An 18,427-nucleotide genomic window follows, 5' to 3' on the forward strand; every position below is an offset into this window, starting at 1 on the left:
ACACGCAATGACGAAAATCGCTCCACTCGCCGACTCCGCATCACTCTTCTTCGCACAAGCACCCGCGCCCGCCGGCAATCCGCTCATGAGCATGCTCCCGATGATCCTCATCTTCGGCGCCATGTATTTCTTCATGATCGCTCCTCAGCGTAAGAAGCAGAAGGAGCACCAGAAGATGTTGGAAGCCCTCAACTCCGGTGACGAAGTCGTCACCGCAGGCGGCATCTACGGTGAGATCACCAACAAGAAGGACGACCGCTACGTCATCCGCATCGCCGAAGGCACTAAGATTGAGGTCGGCAAGGCCTTCATCGCATCCCTCGTTCGCAAATCCGGCGAAGAGAAAAAGTAACCCGTCCGTCACACTTGCCACCTGCGCGGACGCCGTGCTGCATCTGCGGCCCCGTCCGCGTTTCGCGTTACACCCCCGCGCGATCAATCCCTTTAACCCAAAAACACCATGTTCAAACGCAACCTCTGGAAACTGACCCTCAGCCTCGTCATCGTGCTGTGGGCCGCCTTCCAGCTCATCCCAATCCAGGACCGGGACTTCGCCACCTACATCAAGGCCGAAGCCTCCACCAAGAAGACCGAGTTCAACGCCCTCCTCAAAGAAGCCTCCGAACGCAAAAACCCCGCCGGTCAGCCGCTCAGCGTTTTCGTCGGCCTCAAGCAAATCGCCGCCGAGCGTAACCTCGACCTGGCTAAAGACCATTTCCCTCACCTCAACCTGGGTGACGTGAAAAATCCGGAGCGCCGCAACAAGCTCCTCCTCGATCACCTCCTCAAAGAATCCAAGTCCAAGCTCCAGCTCGGCCTCGATCTCAAGGGCGGCGTGGCTTTCACCCTCGAAGTGGATGACAAAGCCTTCGGCGATCTCCCGACCGAAATCCGCCAGGAAAAACTGAAGCACGCCCTCACGATCATCAGCGACCGCGTGAACAGTCTCGGCGTTGCCGAACCCGTCGTCCGTGCTGTCGGCGACAACCGCATCGAAGTCCAGCTCCCCGGTGTTAACACCCGGGACAACCCCGAGGCTCTCGAAATCCTGAAGAAACCCGCCCGCCTCGATTTCCGTATCGTCATGCAGGGTACCAACGGCTCCCTGCAGGCCCCGCCTCCCGGCTCCGTTCCTCCCGGCTACGAAGTGCTCTCCACCGAAAACGAGGATCACGCCTCCGGTCAGATCAACGTACTCTACTACATCGTTAAACGCGTTCCCGAGATGAGTGGCCAGGGCGTCGAAGACGCCATCGCCCGCGTGGACGAGTTCGGCCGCTACCAGATTCACCTCAACTTCAACGACGCCGGCAAAAAACAATTCGCCGACGTCACCACCGCCAATGTCGGCCGCCAGCTCGCCATCGTCCTCGACGGCAAGCTCTCCTCCGCTCCAAACATCAACGAGCCGATCACCGGCGGCAGCGCGCAGATCTCGGGTAACTTCACGCAACGCGAAGCCCTCGAACTCGCCAACGTCCTCAACAACCCCCTCGACGTCCCGCTCGTCATTAAAGAGCAGTACGAAATCGGCGCCACGCTCGCCACCGACGCCATCTCCAGCGCGAAACTTTCGTTCATCATCAGCACGCTGCTCACCATCGGCTTCGTCCTGATCTTCTACACCATCGGCGGTGTCATCGCCGCAATCGGCATGGGCGTGAACGTCATCGTCACCCTCGCCGTCATGTCGAGCTTCGGCGCCACCCTCTCGATGCCCGGCATCGCCGGTATCGTGCTGACGCTCGCGATGTCCGTTGACTCCAACATCCTCATCTTCGAGCGCATGAAGGAGGAGTTGAAGTTGGGCAAATCCCTCGCCAGCTCCCTCGAAGCCGGCTTCGAAAAAGCCTGGTCCGCCATCATCGATTCCAACCTCACCACCTTGGGCATTGGCGTCATCATGATCGTCCTCGGCACCGGTCCGGTGAAGGGCTTCGGCATCACGCTCTCGATCGGTATCTTCACCACGATGTTCGCCGCGGTGGTCGTCACCAAGCTCATCATGGAGTTCCTCATCCTCCCCGGCGTCATCAAAAAGATGCCGATGTTCTCGGTGCTTCAAAATACCAAGTTCGATTTCCTCAAGTACGCCAAACCCGCCTTCATCATCTCCTGGGTCATCGTGCTCGCCTGTGTCGGCTTCGTCGCCTACAAGGGCAAGGCCGTTTACGGCATCGACTTCGTCGGCGGTGACACCGTCACCCTCGCCTACTCGCAACGCGTCGATGTCGGCGACCTCCGCAAAGCCGCCACCGCCGGCGGTTTCGAGGACGCGACTTTCTTCTATCAGAAACAAATCGGCAGCGACGTGGAGGCTCTCAAAGCCACCACCCGTTTCGACGAAGGCGCTCCGCTCGTCACGAAACTCCAGCAGTCTTTCCCACAGGCGAAATTCGTCTCCCTCGGCGAAACCCGCATCGGACCTTCTGTCGGTGCCGAGATTCAATCCAACGCCTTCTGGTCCATCTTCTGGGCTCTCGTCCTGATTCTCGCCTACGTCGCGTTCCGCTTCGAGATCGGTTACGGCATCGGTGCCGTCGTCTCCACGCTCCACGATTTGCTGATCACCATCGGCCTCTTCGTCCTCTTCGGCCGCGAGTTCAACGCCTCCATGGTCGCAGCCATCCTGCTCATCGCCGGTTACTCGATTAACGACACCATCGTCGTCTTCGACCGCATCCGCGAAGAGCTTCGCCTCAATCCCGAGACCAAGCTGCGCGATCTGATCAACCGTTCACTCAATCTCACGTTGTCCCGCACGGTCATCACCGGCGGCACCACGCTGCTGACCGCAGTCACGCTGATCCTGATCACCACCGGCGAGGTCAACGACATCGCCTTCACCCTCCTCATCGGTGTCATCACCGGCACGTTCTCCTCGCTCTTCATCGCCTGCCCCGTGTTCTACTGGTGGCACAAGGGCGACCGTAAGCACGTCGAGCAGCATCAGGACGTGAAGCCCACCTACGAGTGGACTGGCTCCAGCAAGGCCTCGCAGTAATCGAGTTGGGGCGGGTTGCCTTTAACCCGCCGCGCTCGACATCGCTTCTCAACGGAAGCGACGTCGAGCCGCCTTCCTCGTAACAGCACCATGCGCTGGACTCACACACCGTTCCCAGCCGACCAGATCGAAACGCTGAGCCGACAAGCCGGCGTCAGCCCCGTACTCGCCGAGCTTCTCTCCCGCAGCGGCATCACCTGCCCCGACGCCGCCACGAAGTTCCTGCATCCCGGTCTGGGCGAGCTCCACGACCCCTTCCTCCTTCACAACGTCGAGGCCGGGGCCACCCGACTGCGCGCCGCCATCGCGGGCCGTGAAGACATCGTCGTCCTCGGCGATTACGACGTCGATGGCGTCAGCAGCACCGCGCTCCTCGTCAGCATCCTCCGTCGCTTCGGCCTGCACCCACGCTTCATCGTGCCGCGCCGCATGGAAGACGGCTACGGTCTCTCACGCAGCGCCATCGACCGCGCCCTCGAAGACGGCAAACCCCGCCTCTTCGTCGCCCTCGATTGCGGCACCAACTCGCATGAGGAAGTCGAATACCTCCTCGACCAGGGCATCGACGTCCTCGTCGTTGACCATCACCGCTCCAAGGAAAAAACTCTCGAACGCGGCATCCTGATCAATCCCCACGTCTACAACACCGCCGACGACGCCCCGTGGCGGAATCTCTGCACCGTCGGCCTCGTCTTCAAACTCGTCCACGGCCTTCTCAAGCAGCTCCGCAACGAAAACAACCCCGTCGCGCACCGCATCAAACTACGTGACTACCTCGACCTCGTCGCCCTCGGCACCGTCGCCGACCTCGTCCCGCTTCACGGCGAAAACCGCATCCTCGCCAAGCAGGGCCTGAAAATCCTCCAGTCCACCCAGCGCCCCGGCCTTCGCGCGCTCATGCAGATCGCCGGTGTGAAGACCGAGCACGACATCATGCCGGTGGACATCTCCTTCCGCCTCGGCCCGCGCATCAACGCCTCCGGCCGCCTCGCCGACGCTGCCCTCTCCGTCGAGCTCATGCTCTCCGACGACGAGCGCTTCTGCGACGAAACCGCCCAGCAACTCGACGCCTTTAACCGCGAGCGCCAGGACATCGAGCGCCTTATCACCGAGGAAGCCGAGAAAATCATCGAAACCCAGTTCGCCGACTGGCCCGGCATCGTTCTCTACGGCGACAACTGGCACCCCGGCGTCGTCGGCATCGTCGCCGGCCGCGTCACCCGAAAGTACAACCGCCCCTGCGTCGTCCTCGGCAACGAAGGCGAACTCGCCAAAGGCTCCGGCCGCAGCATCGACGGTATCAACTTGGTCGATGCACTCGGCACTTGCTCCGACCACCTCCGCAGCTGGGGCGGCCATCCGATGGCCGTCGGCATCTCGCTCGAGAAAACCCGCCTCGATCAATTCCGCACCTTCTTCGCCGACGCTGTCCGCCTCCAGGCGGGCAACGACCTCCACGAACGCCGCCTCGACCTCGCCGCCTGGCTCACGCCGGACCAAGTCCGTGAAAGCCTCATGGACGAGATCTGCTCGCTTCACCCGTTCGGCCAGGGAAATCCCGAACCCGTCTTCGGTATCCGCGGAGTGGTGCTCCGTCAGCGCCCCGATGTTTTCAAAGGACAGCATTTTCGTTTTAACTTCGACGATCCCCGCGGCCGCCGCCTCTTCGGTGTCGCCTGGAAAATGGCCGACCGCCTCCCGCCCGTCGGCCAGCCCCTCGATTTCGCCGTCGAGCTGACGTGGAATTTCTTCAACGACCGCAAACTCCTCCAGCTCGAGCTCATCGACTGGCGTCCCTCGCAGTCCTGAGCCGCAGGCCCGCGTGACGCCTCCGATGTAGGGCCTCACCTCGCGTGAGGCCATTGTGCGTCACAAACCACGAAGACCCTCCCTCCGCCTTTTTCGCTTCGCCTCCCTGGAGGGACGACATCCGTGTCGTCCATTTCGATCTCAGCACTCTCGCCCGCGTTCCGCCTCACCTTTTCAGAGTTGCCGCATTTCCGCGCGCACCGCACGTTGCGCCCCCAGTCCGACCGACACTGACACGTGAAGCTCTCGCTCTCCATTCATCGCTGGCTCCACCGGAAAAAACTTTCGCGCAAAAGCATGCGCGGAGGCTTCCTGCATTCAAAACTCGGCGACCGCATCCTCGACAAATCCCTCTGGCGCGCCACCCCCGACTCCATCGCCCGCGCCTGGCTCATCGGAGTTCCTGTGACGATGATCCCGTTCCTCCCCGGCCAGTCGATCATCGCCGGCGTCCTTGGCTTCACCTTCCGCGCCAATCTCCTCGTCTGCATCGGCCTTCAATACCTCTCCAACCCGTTCACCGCCGTTGTCCAGCTCCCCGTCTGCTTCTTCGTCGGCCGCCTGATTCAAGGCAACCTCCCCTCCACCGTCTGGGACGAGGTCATCCAGCGCGATTGGGAATACCTCCTCACGCACCCGACGCACCTCGCACGCGATCTCATCCCGCTCTTCCTCGGCTCCATCATTCTCGGCGCCGCCATCGGTGTCATCGGCTACCTCCTCATCCTCAACTGGGGCCGCCGTCACGCCGAAAAACTCGCCCGCAAAAAAGCCGCGATGGCCAAGTAAGCTCGGTCGTTATGAGCGCCAGCGAGTGGCCTTCCCCCCATCGCTCGACGCTTCGCCCAGCCCCCCCGCTCACACCTTCGGCCGCTGCCGCACGTGCGCCATACCGCCATCGACCGACCAGATCTGCCCGGTCACCCAGTCCGCCTCCGGCGAAACCAGCCACGCGATCAGGCTCCCCACATTCGCCGCCCGCCCGATCTTCCCGAGCGGATGCATCCTCTCTGAAAACTGCCGCGCCTGCTCCGACCCGAGCAACCCCGCCGCCAGCGGCGTATCCACTAATCCCGGCGCCACCGCATTCACCCGGATTCCCTTCGCCGCGTAACTCGCCGCCCCCGCCAGCACCAAGCCGTTAACGCCTCCCTTCGCCGCCGCGATCGCCTCATGCGCCGGCAATCCCGCCTGCGCCGCCACCGAGCTGATAAAAACCACGCTCCCGCTCCTCTGCGCCTGCATCGGCCCCACGACCGCCCGCAACGCATAAAACGCCGAGCTCAGGTTCAACTCGATCACCCTCTGCCACTCTTCAATCCGCGTCTGATGCGCCGGCTTGATGAGGATCGACCCCACCGCATGCACGTACGCATCGATCCGCCCAAATTTCTCCGCCACCGCCTTCACTGCCGTCTCGACCGCCGCCGCATCTGTCGCCTCCACCGTCTGCACCAACAGCTCAGGAATCTCCGCCGCGAGCGCATCCAGCTTCGCCGCATCGCGCGCAAATCCGCACACCTGCCACCCCGCCGCCGCAAGCCGCCTCGCCACATCCGAGCCGATCCCGCCGCTCACCCCGCCAATCATCACCACCGGTTTTTTCGTAGTCATAAAATGGGCACAGTCACTGCAACTTCAACGCCTTCGCATAACCGGTGAGCTCCATAAACGCCCGGCCGACTTCCTTCCCGTCTTCGCCCAGCACCCGGCACGCGCCTTCCCAGTAAGGAATCCCGCCCAGACTCCCCGTCAGCTCCTGCGCCCTCGCCTGCGGCTCCAACGTCAACGCCACGCGCCGTCCGCTCGCCGGATCTGTCGTCGTGAGCCGCACCCGCACCGGATAAACGCCACCCGTCTCCGCGCTCGTCCACGTCTCCAAAACCTCCCACGTAAAATCGCTCTTCGTCAGCGCGCCATCCGCCGCGATCCACGTCAGCGTCGACGCCGGATCCGACGAGCCATCTTTCAACCGCAGCCGGTAAAACATGATCTCGCGCCCGTCATTCAGTTGCACGCTCACCCAATCCCACCCGACCTGCCCCGCCCCCAACTGACTACTGCTCACTTCGTGATCCATCCACGACTCGCCGCTTACGCGAAAAGTCTCCGTCCCGACCGTCAGCGTCCCCTCAACCTTCAATCGCGAAAACGTCAGATAATAACTCGCCGCCGTCGGCTCCGCGCCTTTACGCGAGACGCCGTTTTCGCCAAAAATCACCAGCGGTTTCACCGGCGTCAGCGTCAGCGCAAAACCCACTTCCGCCCGCACACCGCCACTCAGTTCCATCCGCTCCGTACCGGCGTCCGTCATCCGCAACGACCACGGCCCGTTCCTCACATCCAGCGTCTCCGTCGCCGCGCCCGCATCCCAGCCTTCGCGATTCAAACGCTCCTGATGATAAAATTTTCCCGTCTTCGCATCGAGCAGCGCCATGTGCGCCAGATAAAGCTGTCCGTTCTTTTCCGGCGCCGCGCTCCGAAAAAACGTCGCCTGATACCCAAACCGCCGCCCGTCCTCCGCAAACAAATGCCCCGTGATATACCACCACTCCAGTTTGAACTCCGGATGCGCCCCATGATCCCGCGGAAACTGAAACCGATACCCCGCCTGCGGCACCGCAAACCCCTCCGCCGTCACCAACGGCACCGCCCGCGTCTCCGTCTCCGCCTCGCCAGTACGCGCATCACCCAACCCGCCCACAACCACCAGCGCCCAAACCCAAGTCCGCCGCATCGCTTCAACCAAAGTCTTCATCGTAGTAGTCATCTTCATTTCACCCGTCACTCTTCACCATTCACTCTTCTCTGTCCGCCGGCAGATCCGCCCCCCAGCGCCCCACCGCATAACTCACCGCCAGCCCCGTCGCCGTGACCGCCAACGCCAGCGCCGCCAGCTGCCCCCACGGCAGCGAAAACCCCAGCGTCCAGCCAAACGACTGCTTGTTGATCACATAAATTAAGAGCCACCCGAGCCCCAGGCTCAGCACCAGCCCGCCAATCGCCGCACTCACCGACACCGCGACACCCTCCACCGCCGCCGCCCACGCGATCTCCCGGTGCGTAAACCCAAGCGCCCGCAACGTCGTCAGCTCCTCGCGCCGGTCCAGCAACATGCTCGCCAGCGTCAGCGCCAGCCCCACCACCGCCACGATCACACCGATCACTTCCAGCGCATACGTGATCGAAAAGGTTTGCCGAAAAATCCGCAGCACTTCCGAGCGCAGCCGCGCATTCGTGAACACCGACAGCCCCGGATAAATACCCATCAGATCCGCCCGCAACGTCTCCGCATCCACGCCAGCCTTCGTGAACAGCGCCACGCTCGTCACCGAGTCGTCTCCAAACCATTCCCGCACCCGCGCCCGCTCGACGAGGATCGAGCCGCGCTCGTTTCCATAATCCGCATACACGCCCGCCACCGTCAGCATCTGCGCTCCCGCCGGCGTCGACACCCGGATCGCGTCGCCGCGTTTCTTCCCAAACCGCTCGCTGAAACTTTCGCTGATCAACGCCAGCCCCGCGTTCTCTCCCGGCGTAAACACCGCCAACGTCTCCGGCCGCTGCACCCAACTAAAATCCGGCTGCGTGTCGGGCCGCGCCAGATCCACGCCGTTCAGCGAGGTCTGCCCGCCTTCGAACAAGATCGGGAAATTCACAAAGCTCGCCGCCTTCTCCACCGCCGGATGCGCCGCCAGTTTCGCCACCGCCTCCGGCGTGATCCGGTTCTTCGCCGTCGCGCTCTGCGCCCCGCTGCTCGAGACATACAGATCCGCATGCAGAGTCCGCTCCACCCAGCCGACCATCGTCTGCTCAAAACTCCCCACGAGGATCGCCATCCCCGCCGTCATCCCGATCGCGCACAACAACGCCGCCGCCGCCAGCCGGTGCCGCCCCGACGGTTTTCTCAGATGACTCAACGCCACCCGCACCGGTGCGCTCCGTCCGCCCCACCCGCGCGCAAGCCTCGCCAGCGGCGGCAATAAAAACGCGCACAACACCCCCGCGCCCAGCAGCCACGCCAGCGCCGCCGCGTATCCAGCCAGTGGAAACCGCCCGCCGCCTTCGAAGCGCAACGGCGGCAGCTGCGCGCACACCACGCCCGCCACGATCAATCCCGCCCCCAGCGCAAAACTCCGCGCCCAACGCGCGCCCGCGACAGGCGCCGCCGCCCGGTGCAACACTTGCGCCGGCGGCGTCCGCGCCGCCTCCCGCGCCGGCCACCACCCCGCCACCAATGCCGAGACCAGTCCCAGCCCCAGTCCCACCGCGATCTCCGTCCCGTCGAGCGACGCCGTCTTCACCGTCGTCGCGTAATAAAGCGCGTTCACCGTCTGCCCCACCGCTCGCACCGACACCTGCGCCCCCGCCCACCCGAGCAACAACCCCAGCCCGCCGCCCACCAGTCCGAGCATCGCCGACTCCCAAAGCCACACGCGCCGGATCGTCGCCTCCTCCACACCGAGCGACCGCAAGATCGCGATCTCCGGCCGCCGCCGCACCACCGCGCCGTCCAGCGCCTGGAAAATCAAATACATCCCCACCATCAGCGCGATCAGCGACAGCACCGTCAGGTTCAACCGAAACGCTCGCGTCATCGTCTCCGCCGCACTCCGATCCGCCCCCGGCGCGATCACCGTCCACCGCTCGCCGTTCCGCCCGAGCTTTTCCAGCACCGCCTTCAACTCCGCCCGCCGCTCATCCGCGCGCGGCCCCGCTTCCACTAAAAACTCCACGCGATCCACGCGCCCGATTTTCCCCGTGAGTTTCTGCAACTGCCGCAGATCGAAAATCATCATCGTCGCCGGCGCTTCCGGCGCATCCGGCGCATGCGGAATCACGCCCGCCACCGGCACCGTCACTACGTTCTCATCGAGCACCAGCTGCAGCCGCTCCGGCGGCTTCTCCGCAAACGCCCGGCTCACCCACACGCGCGGCTCGCATCCAAACACAGTCCAAAAGCTGTCATTCGCTTTCATTCCTTCTTTCGCTCCAGCCTCCGCCTCTATCGCCGCCTCTCCACGCCCGCCGGTCTGCTGCCCGAAAAACGCCCGGTCCTGCTCCCGCGCCAGATTCGCCAGCCCCAGCAAATCCACGCCGAGCAGCGTATAACTCACCCGCCCAAACCGCCCGTCCGCTCCGTCCTCCCGCACCGGCAACGACGCCGTCGCCTCCACCACCGGGATGATATTCACCGCCGCACCTTTCAGCGCCTCACGGATCTCCGGCAGCACCGTTTCCAGCAACGCTCCCGCCGGCGCTTGCACGATCCAGTCGCTCTGCCCGGTCAATGTATCCGTAAACCGGGTAAAACTCGCCACCGCCGCCCGGTTCGCCAGCCGGATTGAGACAAACACCGCCACGCCGAGCGCCAGAATCGCCACCAGCATCGCGCTCTGCTTCGGCGCCCCGCGCCAATGCCGCAGCGTAAACCGCCGCAGCAACAGAGGAATCAGTGACGCGCTCATCCGCCGTTTACTACGCGTCCGTCGCGCAGATGGATGCGTCGGTGACAGATCGCCGCCGCCTCTTCGCTATGCGTCACCAGCACCAGCGCCGTCTTCGTCTCATCCGTCAGCTCGCGCAACAGCGTGAGGATGTTGGCCCCATTCGCGCTATCGAGATTCCCCGTCGGCTCGTCCGCCAGAATCAGATCAGGCCGGTGAACCAACGCCCGCGCGATCGCCACCCGCTGCTGCTCGCCGCCCGACAGCTGCGACGGCAGCGCCTCCGCCCTCGCCACCAGCCCCACGCGTTGCAAAAAATCTTTCACCCGCGCCGCCCGCTCCTCCGCCGCCACCCCGAGCAACTGCAACGGCAGCTCCACATTCTCTGCCGCCGTGAGCGTCGGCAGCAGATGGAAAAATTGAAACACCGTCCCCACCCGCTCGCGCCGCAACCGCGCCAGCTCGTTCCCGTCGAGATTCGCAATCGACCGCCCGTGCAGCGTGATGTCGCCCTCATCCAGCCGGTCCACCCCGCCGAGACAGTTCAACAACGTCGTCTTCCCGCTCCCCGACGGCCCCGTTAGCGCCACGCGCTCGCCCGCCGCCACCGAAAAACTCACCGCATCGAGCACGCGCCGCGTCCCATAGTGTTTCACCACCGACGCCACCTGAAGAACCGGTTCAATCGCAACAAGAGCCATGCGCCGGAGATGAATGCGCCCGCCCCAAAAACGCCAGCGTCGCCACGATATTCCTTTCACCCTCCGCTCTCACTGCCTTTCCCCGCGCCCTCCGCGGTGAATCCACCTCTCCGCCCACGCTCAACGCTCAATAAAACAGATTCCTATCCAGACTCCGGTACTGAATCGCCTCCAGCAAATGCGGCGCCTCGATCCGCTCCGCTCCCGCCAGATCCGCGATCGTCAGCGCCACTTTCAAAATCCGGTCATAAGCCCGCGCCGACAACGACAGCTGCTCCATCGCCTGCTGCATCAAATCCCCCAGAGTCGAATCGATCCCGCAATGCTTCCGGATCTGCGCGTGATTCATCCGCGCGTTCGCCGTCGCACGCGACCCTTTCAACCGCGCCAGCTGCCGCTCCCTCGCCGCTCGCACCCGCTCCCGCACCGCCGCCGATCCTTCCGACATCTGCTCGCTCCTCAGCTCGCTGATCGAAAGCCCCGGCGCCTCGATATGAATATCGATGCGATCCAGCAACGGCCCGCTGATCCGCGAGCGATACCGTTGGATCTGCGTCGGATTGCACCGGCACTCATGCTTCGGATCGCCGAGATAGCCGCACTCGCAAGGATTCATAGCTGCGACGAGCATGAAGCAACACGGCAGCGTCACCTTTCCGGCACTACGCGAGATCGTCACGCTCCCGTCTTCCAGCGGCTGCCGCATCACCTCCAGCGCCGACCGTTTGAACTCCGGCAACTCGTCGAGAAACAACACCCCGTGATGTGCCAGCGAGATTTCCCCCGGCCCCGGAATCGTCCCGCCACCGAGCAGCCCCACATCTGAAATCGTATGATGCGGCGAACGCACCGGCCGCTTCCCGAACTGCGCCGGCCCGCTGAGCGTCTGCCCCGCCGCCGAGTGAATGCTCAGCACCTCCAGCGATTCATCCAACGTCGGTGCCGGCATGATCGTCGGAATCCGTTTCGCGATCATAGATTTCCCCGACCCCGGAGGACCGATGATCAGCAAATTATGGAAACCGCTCACCGCCACTTCCACCGCGCGCCGCAACGCGTGCTGTCCCTTGATCTCCGAAAAATCCCCCGCGTGCTCATCCGCCTGATTGTCGCTCGTGATCCGCGCCGCTGTCTCGCGTGGCAGCGTCCGCTCTCCATTCAAAAACCGAAACGCCTGATCGAGCGAACTCACCGCATACACCTCCACGCCTTCGACCAGCGCCGCTTCCTTCGCCGACGCCGGTGGCAACAACACACCTTTTTTCCCGAGCTGTTTCGCCAGCCGCGCCATCGCCAGCGCACCGCGCACCGGCCGCGTCGCTCCCGACAAACCCAGCTCACCCGCGATCAAAAAATCCGCCAACCGATCCGCCTTCAACTGGCCGAGCGCCGTGAGAATCCCCAGCGCGATCGGCAGATCGTAGATCGGCCCTTCCTTCCGCAAATCGCCCGGCGCGAGATTGATCGTTGTCCGCGCATGAGGCTTCCGAAACCCGCTGTTTCCGAGCGCCGAGAGCACGCGGTCGCTCGACTCCTTCACCGCCGTGTCGGGCAGCCCGACCAGCACCAGTTTGAAATCACCGGTCTCCCCGGAGTTCACTTCGACGTAAACGAGTTCCGCGTCGATGCCTTGAAGCGCGGCAGAAAAAAGCGTGGCCAGCATGAGGTAATGGTCTCCCGCTCGCCGTCCCAACCGCCATGATCGAGGGCGAACTGCCCGCGTTGATGCCAGCGCCACTTCTGCGCGTAAAGCCAAACATCGAGCGCACGAACACTCCGCGCCCCGCCTCAGCTCACATCAAAAAAACATCGCCTCACTCAAGGCCGCTTCCGCACTCAGCAAACTCACCGCCGCCGGCAGCGTCACTTTACCCGAGCCCAGCTCCGCCTCAAACTGCGCGCTGCCCTGCGTGAGATCCCCGCGCCACACGAAACTCTTCTTGTCCGCGTACTCGAAATGCATCTCGAAGCTCCGCGGCTTGCAGTCCAGCGCCGCGCTCGCGAACACGACATCCTTGCCCGCGCCGCACGCCAGCAGCCGCTCCTTAGTCCACGCGAGCAGCACGCGCCCTTCGGCACCCAGCTCCGCTCCGTATCCGACACTCACCGACTTCAAACCCTTGCTCAGCGTCTCCGCCGAATAGCCGCTCAGGAACTGCCCGATCGTCTGCCGGATCGGCAGCAACCGCGCATAGACAAGATCGCGCACCGCTTCCGGCTTCGGCCAGGGAAAAGTCGCCGCCGCCGCTTCGACCAGTGCCGTGTCGAACATCACGCGCTTCGATCGGCCCAGCAGAAACTGATAATCGTTCAGACGGCCACTCGAAGAAAACCGATGCGCCCAATAATAAAGCGGCAGATCCGTGCTCAGGCAGACCGACACCTGATTCTCCAAAAACGCCCGCGCCGCCTGCGGATAGCTCAGCATCACAAATTCGCAGCAACGCGTATCGCCCTTCGATTTCCCGAGGTGACACTCGCCATAAATTTTTGCGCGCATCTCCGTCGTCTTGTTTTCCAGCGGCAGCGGACACAGCACCACCACGCGGCACGGATAACGTTTCGAAAACCGCACCGCCGTCTGAAACTGCTCCCGCGCATCCGCCTCGGTCGTTTCAAACCCGAGGTGCATCACAAAGTTCACCTGCGTCGCCTTACCCGACTCAGCCTCCGGAGCCGGCCCGCCCTTCGACGCCGTATCGCTCCACATTTTGGCGAGGCTTTTGGTGATCGATCCGACCGGCACTTCGATACCGGGCAGCGCATTAAAAACAGCAGGCATGACTTTTGAAAATTTCAGATCCCAAACACCAAAGCTCAAAGATCAGTTTTGAGCGCTCTCTGGGTTTCTTTGGCGTTTGGACTTTTGGCGTTTGCGATTTCGCGCGGCGTAAGCCGCACGCGTTACGGTTGTCTCCACGTATGCTTGCTGGCCGCGAGCAGAGCATCGGCATTCGCCGGCCCCCAAGAACCGACGGGATAACTGTCCATGCCTTCGCGCCCGGCCGCAGCCCACGCTTCAAGCACCGGCGTATAAAGTTTCCACGAGGTCTCCGCTTCGTCGCCGCGGATGAAGAGCGTGCCATCGCCAACCATCGCATCGAGCACCAGGCGCTCGTAAGCCTCCGGCGTGTTCGATCCGTACGTCGTGCTGTAGCGGAAATTCATCTTCACCGGCTGCGTCCGCGTCTCCAGTCCGGGCACCTTGCCATTGAGAATCATGCTCAAGCCTTCGTCTGGCTGGATCTGAAATGCGAGGGTGTTGGGCGCCAGATTGAAGCGATCGCTCTCGGCAAACAACGTGCCCGGCGGACGCTTGAACTGCACCGCGATCTCCGTCACGCGACGCGCCATGCGCTTCCCGGAGCGCAGATAAAACGGCACGCCTTGCCAGCGCCAGTTATTGATCGAAAGCCGGATGCCCGCGTACGTCTCCGTCGCCGACTGCGGATTGATGCCTTCTTCCTGAAGGTAGCCTTTGGCCTGCTTCCCGCCCATCATGCCTTCGGAGTATTGCGCGCGCGCCACATCGCCACCCGCGCCGAGGCGCAGCGGCTGGATCGCCTTCAACACTTTCACTTTCTCGTCGCGCACTGCTTCCGCATCGAGCGACACCGGCGGCTCCATCGCCGTCAACGCCAGCAGCTGCATCGTGTGATTCTGAATCATGTCACGCAGCGCGCCGCTCTGTTCGTAATAACCGCCGCGCGTGCCCACGCCGACTTCCTCGGCCACCGTGATCTGCACGTGATCGATAAAATTCCGGTTCCACAGCGGCTCGAAAATCGAGTTCGCAAAACGCTGCACCAACAAATCCTGCACCGTCTCTTTGCCGAGATAGTGATCGATGCGGTAAACCTGATGCTCCTCCAGCACCGAACGGATCGTCTTGTTCAGCTCCTGCGCCGACTTCAGGTCTTTGCCGAACGGTTTTTCGATAATCACCTTCGAGTGATGAGCCTGCCCGAGATACTTCGAGGCCAGCCCGCTCGCGCCGAGGTTCTGCAAAATAGGTCCAAAGACCGACGGTGGCGTGGAAATATAAAACAGTGTCTGCACCTCGCGCCCGATCTTTTTCTCGATCGCCGCGATATGCTGCGCCAGCCGGTCAAACGCCGCGCGCTCATCGTAACCACCCGCCACGTAGCTCGTGTTGGCGGCGACGCGGCCCCAAACCTCCGCATTCAGTTCACGCCGGGAAAACTCCTTGATCGCATCCGTCGCCAGCGTGCGAAACTCCTCATCCGGGATCGCCTTGCGCCCATAACCCACAAGGAAGAAATCCGCCGGCAGCAGATTGTCGTAGCTCAGGTTGAACACCGCCGGGATCAGCTTACGGGCGGTCAGATCGCCGGAAGCGCCAAAAATGACGACAACAGTCGGCGGAGCGCCGCGATGTTTGCTGAGACCCTGAAGAAACGGATGACGTTGAGTTTCGGCCATGACGGGGGCGAATTTGTCGGCACGCCCCCCCGGAGACGCAAGCGGTTATTCGCAGTTTGGAACTCCGTTACCCGCATAGTTTTTGGGAGGATAATCAAATTCATTCATAAGCCCGCGCCTCTCCGTCCGATGGAAGCGCGACGCTCCCGTCGCGCATTCACCACCACCCGCGCTGCACCGCTCATTCCGCCCCGTCACCACCGAATCCCCCGCGGCCACAGCGGCACATTCTCAAAATGCCGCACCACCGGCTCCGTCCTTTCATCCGCCGCCCACTCCACCTCCACCACATCGAACCGCACCGTCACCGGCCGATGCGCCCGAAGTCCGCGCAAATAAACCCCGCACGCCCGCCGCAACACCCGCTTCTTCCGCGCATCGACCGCGTAATACCCGCCCACCAACGCCCCCGCCGCCCGCGTCTTCACCTCGACGAACACCAGCACTTCGCCCGACCTGCACACCAGATCGATCTCATCCCGCCGATCCTTCGGACTCCGCCAATTTCTCGCCACCAAACGCCATCCCGGTTTCGCGCACAAAAACGCCTCCGCCGCGCGCTCCCCCGCCACGCCACGCGCCTGATTTTCATCGCGCGGCCCCCTCAGCCGCGCCCACCACGCCTTGATCCTCGCCCACATTTCCCCGCGAGCATCACAACCGTCCCGTCCGCTTCAATCCTCTTAATCCTGTAAATCCTGTCCAAAATTCCGACTCCGACTTTCCGTTCCCGCCCCTCACCGGTTCCTCCCAAACAACAACCGCAACGAATTCAAACACACCACCACCGTGCTTCCCTCGTGCGCCGCCACACCCACCGCCAGCGGTACCACGCCGATCACCGACGCCACCGCCATCAACACGACGACTCCAAGCGAGATCGCCAGATTCTGCCTGATCACACGCTTCGCCCGCTGACTCAACCGCAACGCAGCCAGAAAATTCTCGATGCGATCATGCATCAAAATCACTTCCGCCTGCTCCAGCGCCGCATCGCTGCCGCGCGCGCCCATCGCCACAGAAACATCCGCCGCCGCCAAACACGGCGCATCATTCACGCCATCTCCTACCATCGCGACTGTGTGTCCCTCCTTCTTCAGCGCCTGGATCGCCTCCACCTTCCCCTCCGGCGTCAGTCCCGCGCGCACTTCATCGAGCCCGATTTCTTTCGCGACATTCTCCGCCGCCTGCCGTCGGTCTCCCGTCAACATCACCGTCCTTATCCCCGCCCGCTTCAACTTCGCGAGCACCTCGCGCGACTCCGCGCGGATCTGATCCTTCAACAAAACCCGCCCCACCACATCGCGCCCCACCACCCACACTTCGCTCAACTCCGGCGACGACGCGGGCATCGTCTTTGCCCACTCCGCCAGCGGTCCGCTCTCCAGCAACTCGCGCCGCCCCAGCAGCACCTGCGCGCCGCCCACCTGCCCGCGCACACCATGTCCCGTGATCGATTCAAATTTATCCGCGTCCACTTCGCGCACGCCCTGAGCCCGCGCGTGCCGCACGATCGCCCGCGCCAGCGGATGCTGCGAATTCACCTCCAGCGCGAACGCCAGCTCCAGCACCTCCTTCTCACGCCCCGCCGGAAAACTCTCCACCCCCGTCACCGCGAGTTCGCCCGTCGTCAGCGTCCCCGTCTTATCGAGCGCCACCAGATCGATCGCCGCCAGCTTCTCGATGGCCGCGCCTCCGCGAAACAACACGCCATGCTTCGCGCCCCACGCGATCGCCGCGAGAATCGCCGACGGAATCGACAGTACCAACGCGCACGGACTCATCACCACCAGTAGCGTCATCGCCCGATAAAACGCCGACGTCGTCTCCCCCGCGTTCGTAAACGCCGGCAGCCCCATCGCCAGCCACCACACGAGAAACATCGCCGCGCACACCCCCAGCACCGTCAGCGTATACCCGCCGCCAAACTTGTCCGTGAACCGCTCGCTCGGCGCCCTCAACTTCTGCGCCGTCTGAATCAGCCGGATGATCTTCTGCAACGTGCTCTCCGACGGCAGCCGCCGCACATCGAAATCCACCGCGCCCCACAAGTTGATTGTCCCGCTAAACACCGGCGCGCCCACGTCCTTCTCCACCGGCACCGCCTCCCCTGTCAGCGCCGACTCATCGCTCGCACTCCGCCCTTTGGATACAGTCCCGTCCGCCGGAAACGCCTCGCCAGGTTTCACCCGCACGCGATCGCCGATTCCGAGTTCCTCCACCTTCACCAGCCGCTCGCTGCCATTCGGCAATACCAGCGTCGCCGTCTTCGGTGCCGACTTCAGCAACGAGCCCACTTCCCGCTGCGTCCGATCCAGCGCGTAATCTTCCATCGCGCCCGACGCCGAGAACAAAAACAGCAACAGCACCGCCTCGCCCCACGCCCCGATGCACATCGCTCCCACCGCTACCGCCAGCATCAAAAAGTGAATGTCCACTTTCCGCTCCCGCAGATTCTCCCACGTATCTTTCGCCGCGTCCCAACCACCCGCGATCAAGGCCACGCCATAAAGCACGCGACTCAACCACTCCGGCCCCACTGAAAATTTCTCTGTCACAAACCCTAGTGCGCCGAAAACGCCGCAAGCCGCCGCGAGCAACCCCAGCTCCTTCCACTCCGACTCCTCGATCTTCTCCGGCTCATCCAGCTCCGGCCACGCGAACTCCCGCCACTTCCAAAAACTCGGCGCCGTCGCGCAACTGACTTCCGCAAACTCCGTCGTCTCGCCCTCACGCTTCAACGTGTAGCCCACCGGAATCTTCGCCGTGCGCCCCAGTTGCGATTCCACCGCCGCCAGCGTTTCCGCCAGCCGCGCTTCCAGTTGCTTCAAATCCACATCCCCCAGCGTCGCCACCGAGACCTTGCGCGCCGCCGGATCTATCCGCACCGCCTCCACCCCCGGCTCTTCGCGCAAAAATCGCGCGAGCGTTTCGGCCCAGTTCTCCGACGTGACCTGCTTGGTGGACATTCCTGCAAATTGCGCCCGGCTCGGGTGCGGAGCAAATCGCAATTGCGCCATTCA

At 63.3% G+C, this 18,427-nt stretch carries 13 protein-coding genes; 4 read left to right on the plus strand and 9 right to left on the minus strand.

Annotated elements, in window-relative coordinates; all coding sequences use genetic code 11:
- The first annotated feature begins 7 nt into the window (after positions 1–7).
- From yajC to CMV30_RS01025, 4 genes are all read left to right on the plus strand, one after another.
- Complete coding sequence (yajC, locus tag CMV30_RS01010) at positions 8–352, plus strand: preprotein translocase subunit YajC (RefSeq protein ID WP_096054295.1); 345 nt, start codon at positions 8–10, stop codon at positions 350–352.
- A gap of 108 nt (positions 353–460) precedes the next feature.
- Positions 461–3,004 (plus strand): protein translocase subunit SecD, encoded by a 2,544-nt coding sequence (gene secD, locus CMV30_RS01015; RefSeq protein ID WP_096054296.1) that lies wholly within the window; start codon positions 461–463, stop codon positions 3,002–3,004.
- A 90-nt stretch (positions 3,005–3,094) separates the two neighbouring features.
- The gene (gene recJ / locus CMV30_RS01020) at positions 3,095–4,813 is read left to right on the plus strand and encodes a single-stranded-DNA-specific exonuclease RecJ (RefSeq protein WP_096054297.1); all 1,719 of its coding nucleotides are present in this window, start codon (positions 3,095–3,097) and stop codon (positions 4,811–4,813) included.
- Positions 4,814–5,050: 237 nt separating this feature from the next.
- Positions 5,051–5,602: a DUF2062 domain-containing protein gene (locus CMV30_RS01025; RefSeq protein WP_096054298.1), complete on the plus strand. Its 552-nt coding sequence runs from the start codon at positions 5,051–5,053 to the stop codon at positions 5,600–5,602.
- Positions 5,603–5,671: 69 nt separating this feature from the next.
- Here the strand turns inward: CMV30_RS01025 and CMV30_RS01030 are convergent, their stop codons facing one another.
- From CMV30_RS01030 to CMV30_RS01070, 9 genes are all read right to left on the minus strand, one after another.
- The gene (locus tag CMV30_RS01030) at positions 5,672–6,427 is read right to left on the minus strand and encodes an SDR family NAD(P)-dependent oxidoreductase (RefSeq protein ID WP_217494438.1); all 756 of its coding nucleotides are present in this window, start codon (positions 6,425–6,427) and stop codon (positions 5,672–5,674) included.
- A gap of 13 nt (positions 6,428–6,440) precedes the next feature.
- Positions 6,441–7,589, minus strand: coding sequence for a lipocalin-like domain-containing protein (locus CMV30_RS01035; protein ID WP_096054299.1), 1,149 nt, complete (start codon positions 7,587–7,589; stop codon positions 6,441–6,443).
- A 22-nt stretch (positions 7,590–7,611) separates the two neighbouring features.
- On the minus strand, positions 7,612–10,281 hold the full coding sequence (locus CMV30_RS01040; RefSeq protein WP_096054300.1) for an FtsX-like permease family protein: 2,670 nt from the start codon (positions 10,279–10,281) through the stop codon (positions 7,612–7,614).
- Positions 10,278–10,961, minus strand: a complete 684-nt coding sequence (locus CMV30_RS01045) for an ABC transporter ATP-binding protein (RefSeq protein WP_096054301.1) — start codon at positions 10,959–10,961, stop codon at positions 10,278–10,280. The genes CMV30_RS01040 and CMV30_RS01045 overlap by 4 nt, the downstream gene beginning before the upstream one ends.
- Before the next feature lie 127 nt (positions 10,962–11,088).
- Positions 11,089–12,624 carry a YifB family Mg chelatase-like AAA ATPase gene (locus tag CMV30_RS01050; RefSeq protein WP_096057550.1) on the minus strand — a complete coding sequence of 512 codons (1,536 nt, stop codon included), beginning with the start codon at positions 12,622–12,624 and terminating at the stop codon, positions 11,089–11,091.
- Between the two features lie 135 nt (positions 12,625–12,759).
- A complete protein-coding gene (locus tag CMV30_RS01055) occupies positions 12,760–13,743 on the minus strand; it encodes a glucose-6-phosphate dehydrogenase assembly protein OpcA (protein ID WP_096054302.1) in 984 nt (327 codons plus the stop codon).
- 122 nt (positions 13,744–13,865) lie between these two features.
- Positions 13,866–15,404 carry a glucose-6-phosphate dehydrogenase gene (gene zwf / locus CMV30_RS01060; RefSeq protein WP_096054303.1) on the minus strand — a complete coding sequence of 513 codons (1,539 nt, stop codon included), beginning with the start codon at positions 15,402–15,404 and terminating at the stop codon, positions 13,866–13,868.
- A gap of 194 nt (positions 15,405–15,598) precedes the next feature.
- Positions 15,599–16,045: a YraN family protein gene (locus CMV30_RS01065; RefSeq protein WP_096054304.1), complete on the minus strand. Its 447-nt coding sequence runs from the start codon at positions 16,043–16,045 to the stop codon at positions 15,599–15,601.
- 96 nt (positions 16,046–16,141) lie between these two features.
- Complete coding sequence (locus tag CMV30_RS01070; protein WP_096054305.1) at positions 16,142–18,373, minus strand: heavy metal translocating P-type ATPase; 2,232 nt, start codon at positions 18,371–18,373, stop codon at positions 16,142–16,144.
- Positions 18,374–18,427: the final 54 nt, after the last annotated feature.

The sequence above is a fragment of the Nibricoccus aquaticus genome (assembly GCF_002310495.1).
In the GTDB taxonomy this organism is placed as follows: Bacteria; Verrucomicrobiota; Verrucomicrobiia; order Opitutales; family Opitutaceae; genus Nibricoccus; species Nibricoccus aquaticus.

Excerpts from the sequence above, each read along its gene's own strand:
- secD (WP_096054296.1), top strand. The coding sequence starts at position 461 with ATGTTCAAACGCAACCTCTGGAAACTGACCCTCAGCCTCGTCATCGTG.
- recJ (WP_096054297.1), top strand. The coding sequence starts at position 3,095 with ATGCGCTGGACTCACACACCGTTCCCAGCCGACCAGATCGAAACGCTG.
- CMV30_RS01040 (WP_096054300.1), bottom strand. The coding sequence starts at position 10,281 with ATGAGCGCGTCACTGATTCCTCTGTTGCTGCGGCGGTTTACGCTGCGG.
- CMV30_RS01035 (WP_096054299.1), bottom strand. The coding sequence starts at position 7,589 with ATGAAGATGACTACTACGATGAAGACTTTGGTTGAAGCGATGCGGCGG.
- CMV30_RS01055 (WP_096054302.1), bottom strand. The coding sequence starts at position 13,743 with ATGCCTGCTGTTTTTAATGCGCTGCCCGGTATCGAAGTGCCGGTCGGA.
- CMV30_RS01030 (WP_217494438.1), bottom strand. The coding sequence starts at position 6,427 with ATGACTACGAAAAAACCGGTGGTGATGATTGGCGGGGTGAGCGGCGGG.
- CMV30_RS01070 (WP_096054305.1), bottom strand. The coding sequence starts at position 18,373 with ATGTCCACCAAGCAGGTCACGTCGGAGAACTGGGCCGAAACGCTCGCG.
- CMV30_RS01050 (WP_096057550.1), bottom strand. The coding sequence starts at position 12,624 with ATGCTGGCCACGCTTTTTTCTGCCGCGCTTCAAGGCATCGACGCGGAA.
- CMV30_RS01045 (WP_096054301.1), bottom strand. The coding sequence starts at position 10,961 with ATGGCTCTTGTTGCGATTGAACCGGTTCTTCAGGTGGCGTCGGTGGTG.
- CMV30_RS01065 (WP_096054304.1), bottom strand. The coding sequence starts at position 16,045 with ATGTGGGCGAGGATCAAGGCGTGGTGGGCGCGGCTGAGGGGGCCGCGC.
- zwf (WP_096054303.1), bottom strand. The coding sequence starts at position 15,404 with ATGGCCGAAACTCAACGTCATCCGTTTCTTCAGGGTCTCAGCAAACAT.
- yajC (WP_096054295.1), top strand. The coding sequence starts at position 8 with ATGACGAAAATCGCTCCACTCGCCGACTCCGCATCACTCTTCTTCGCA.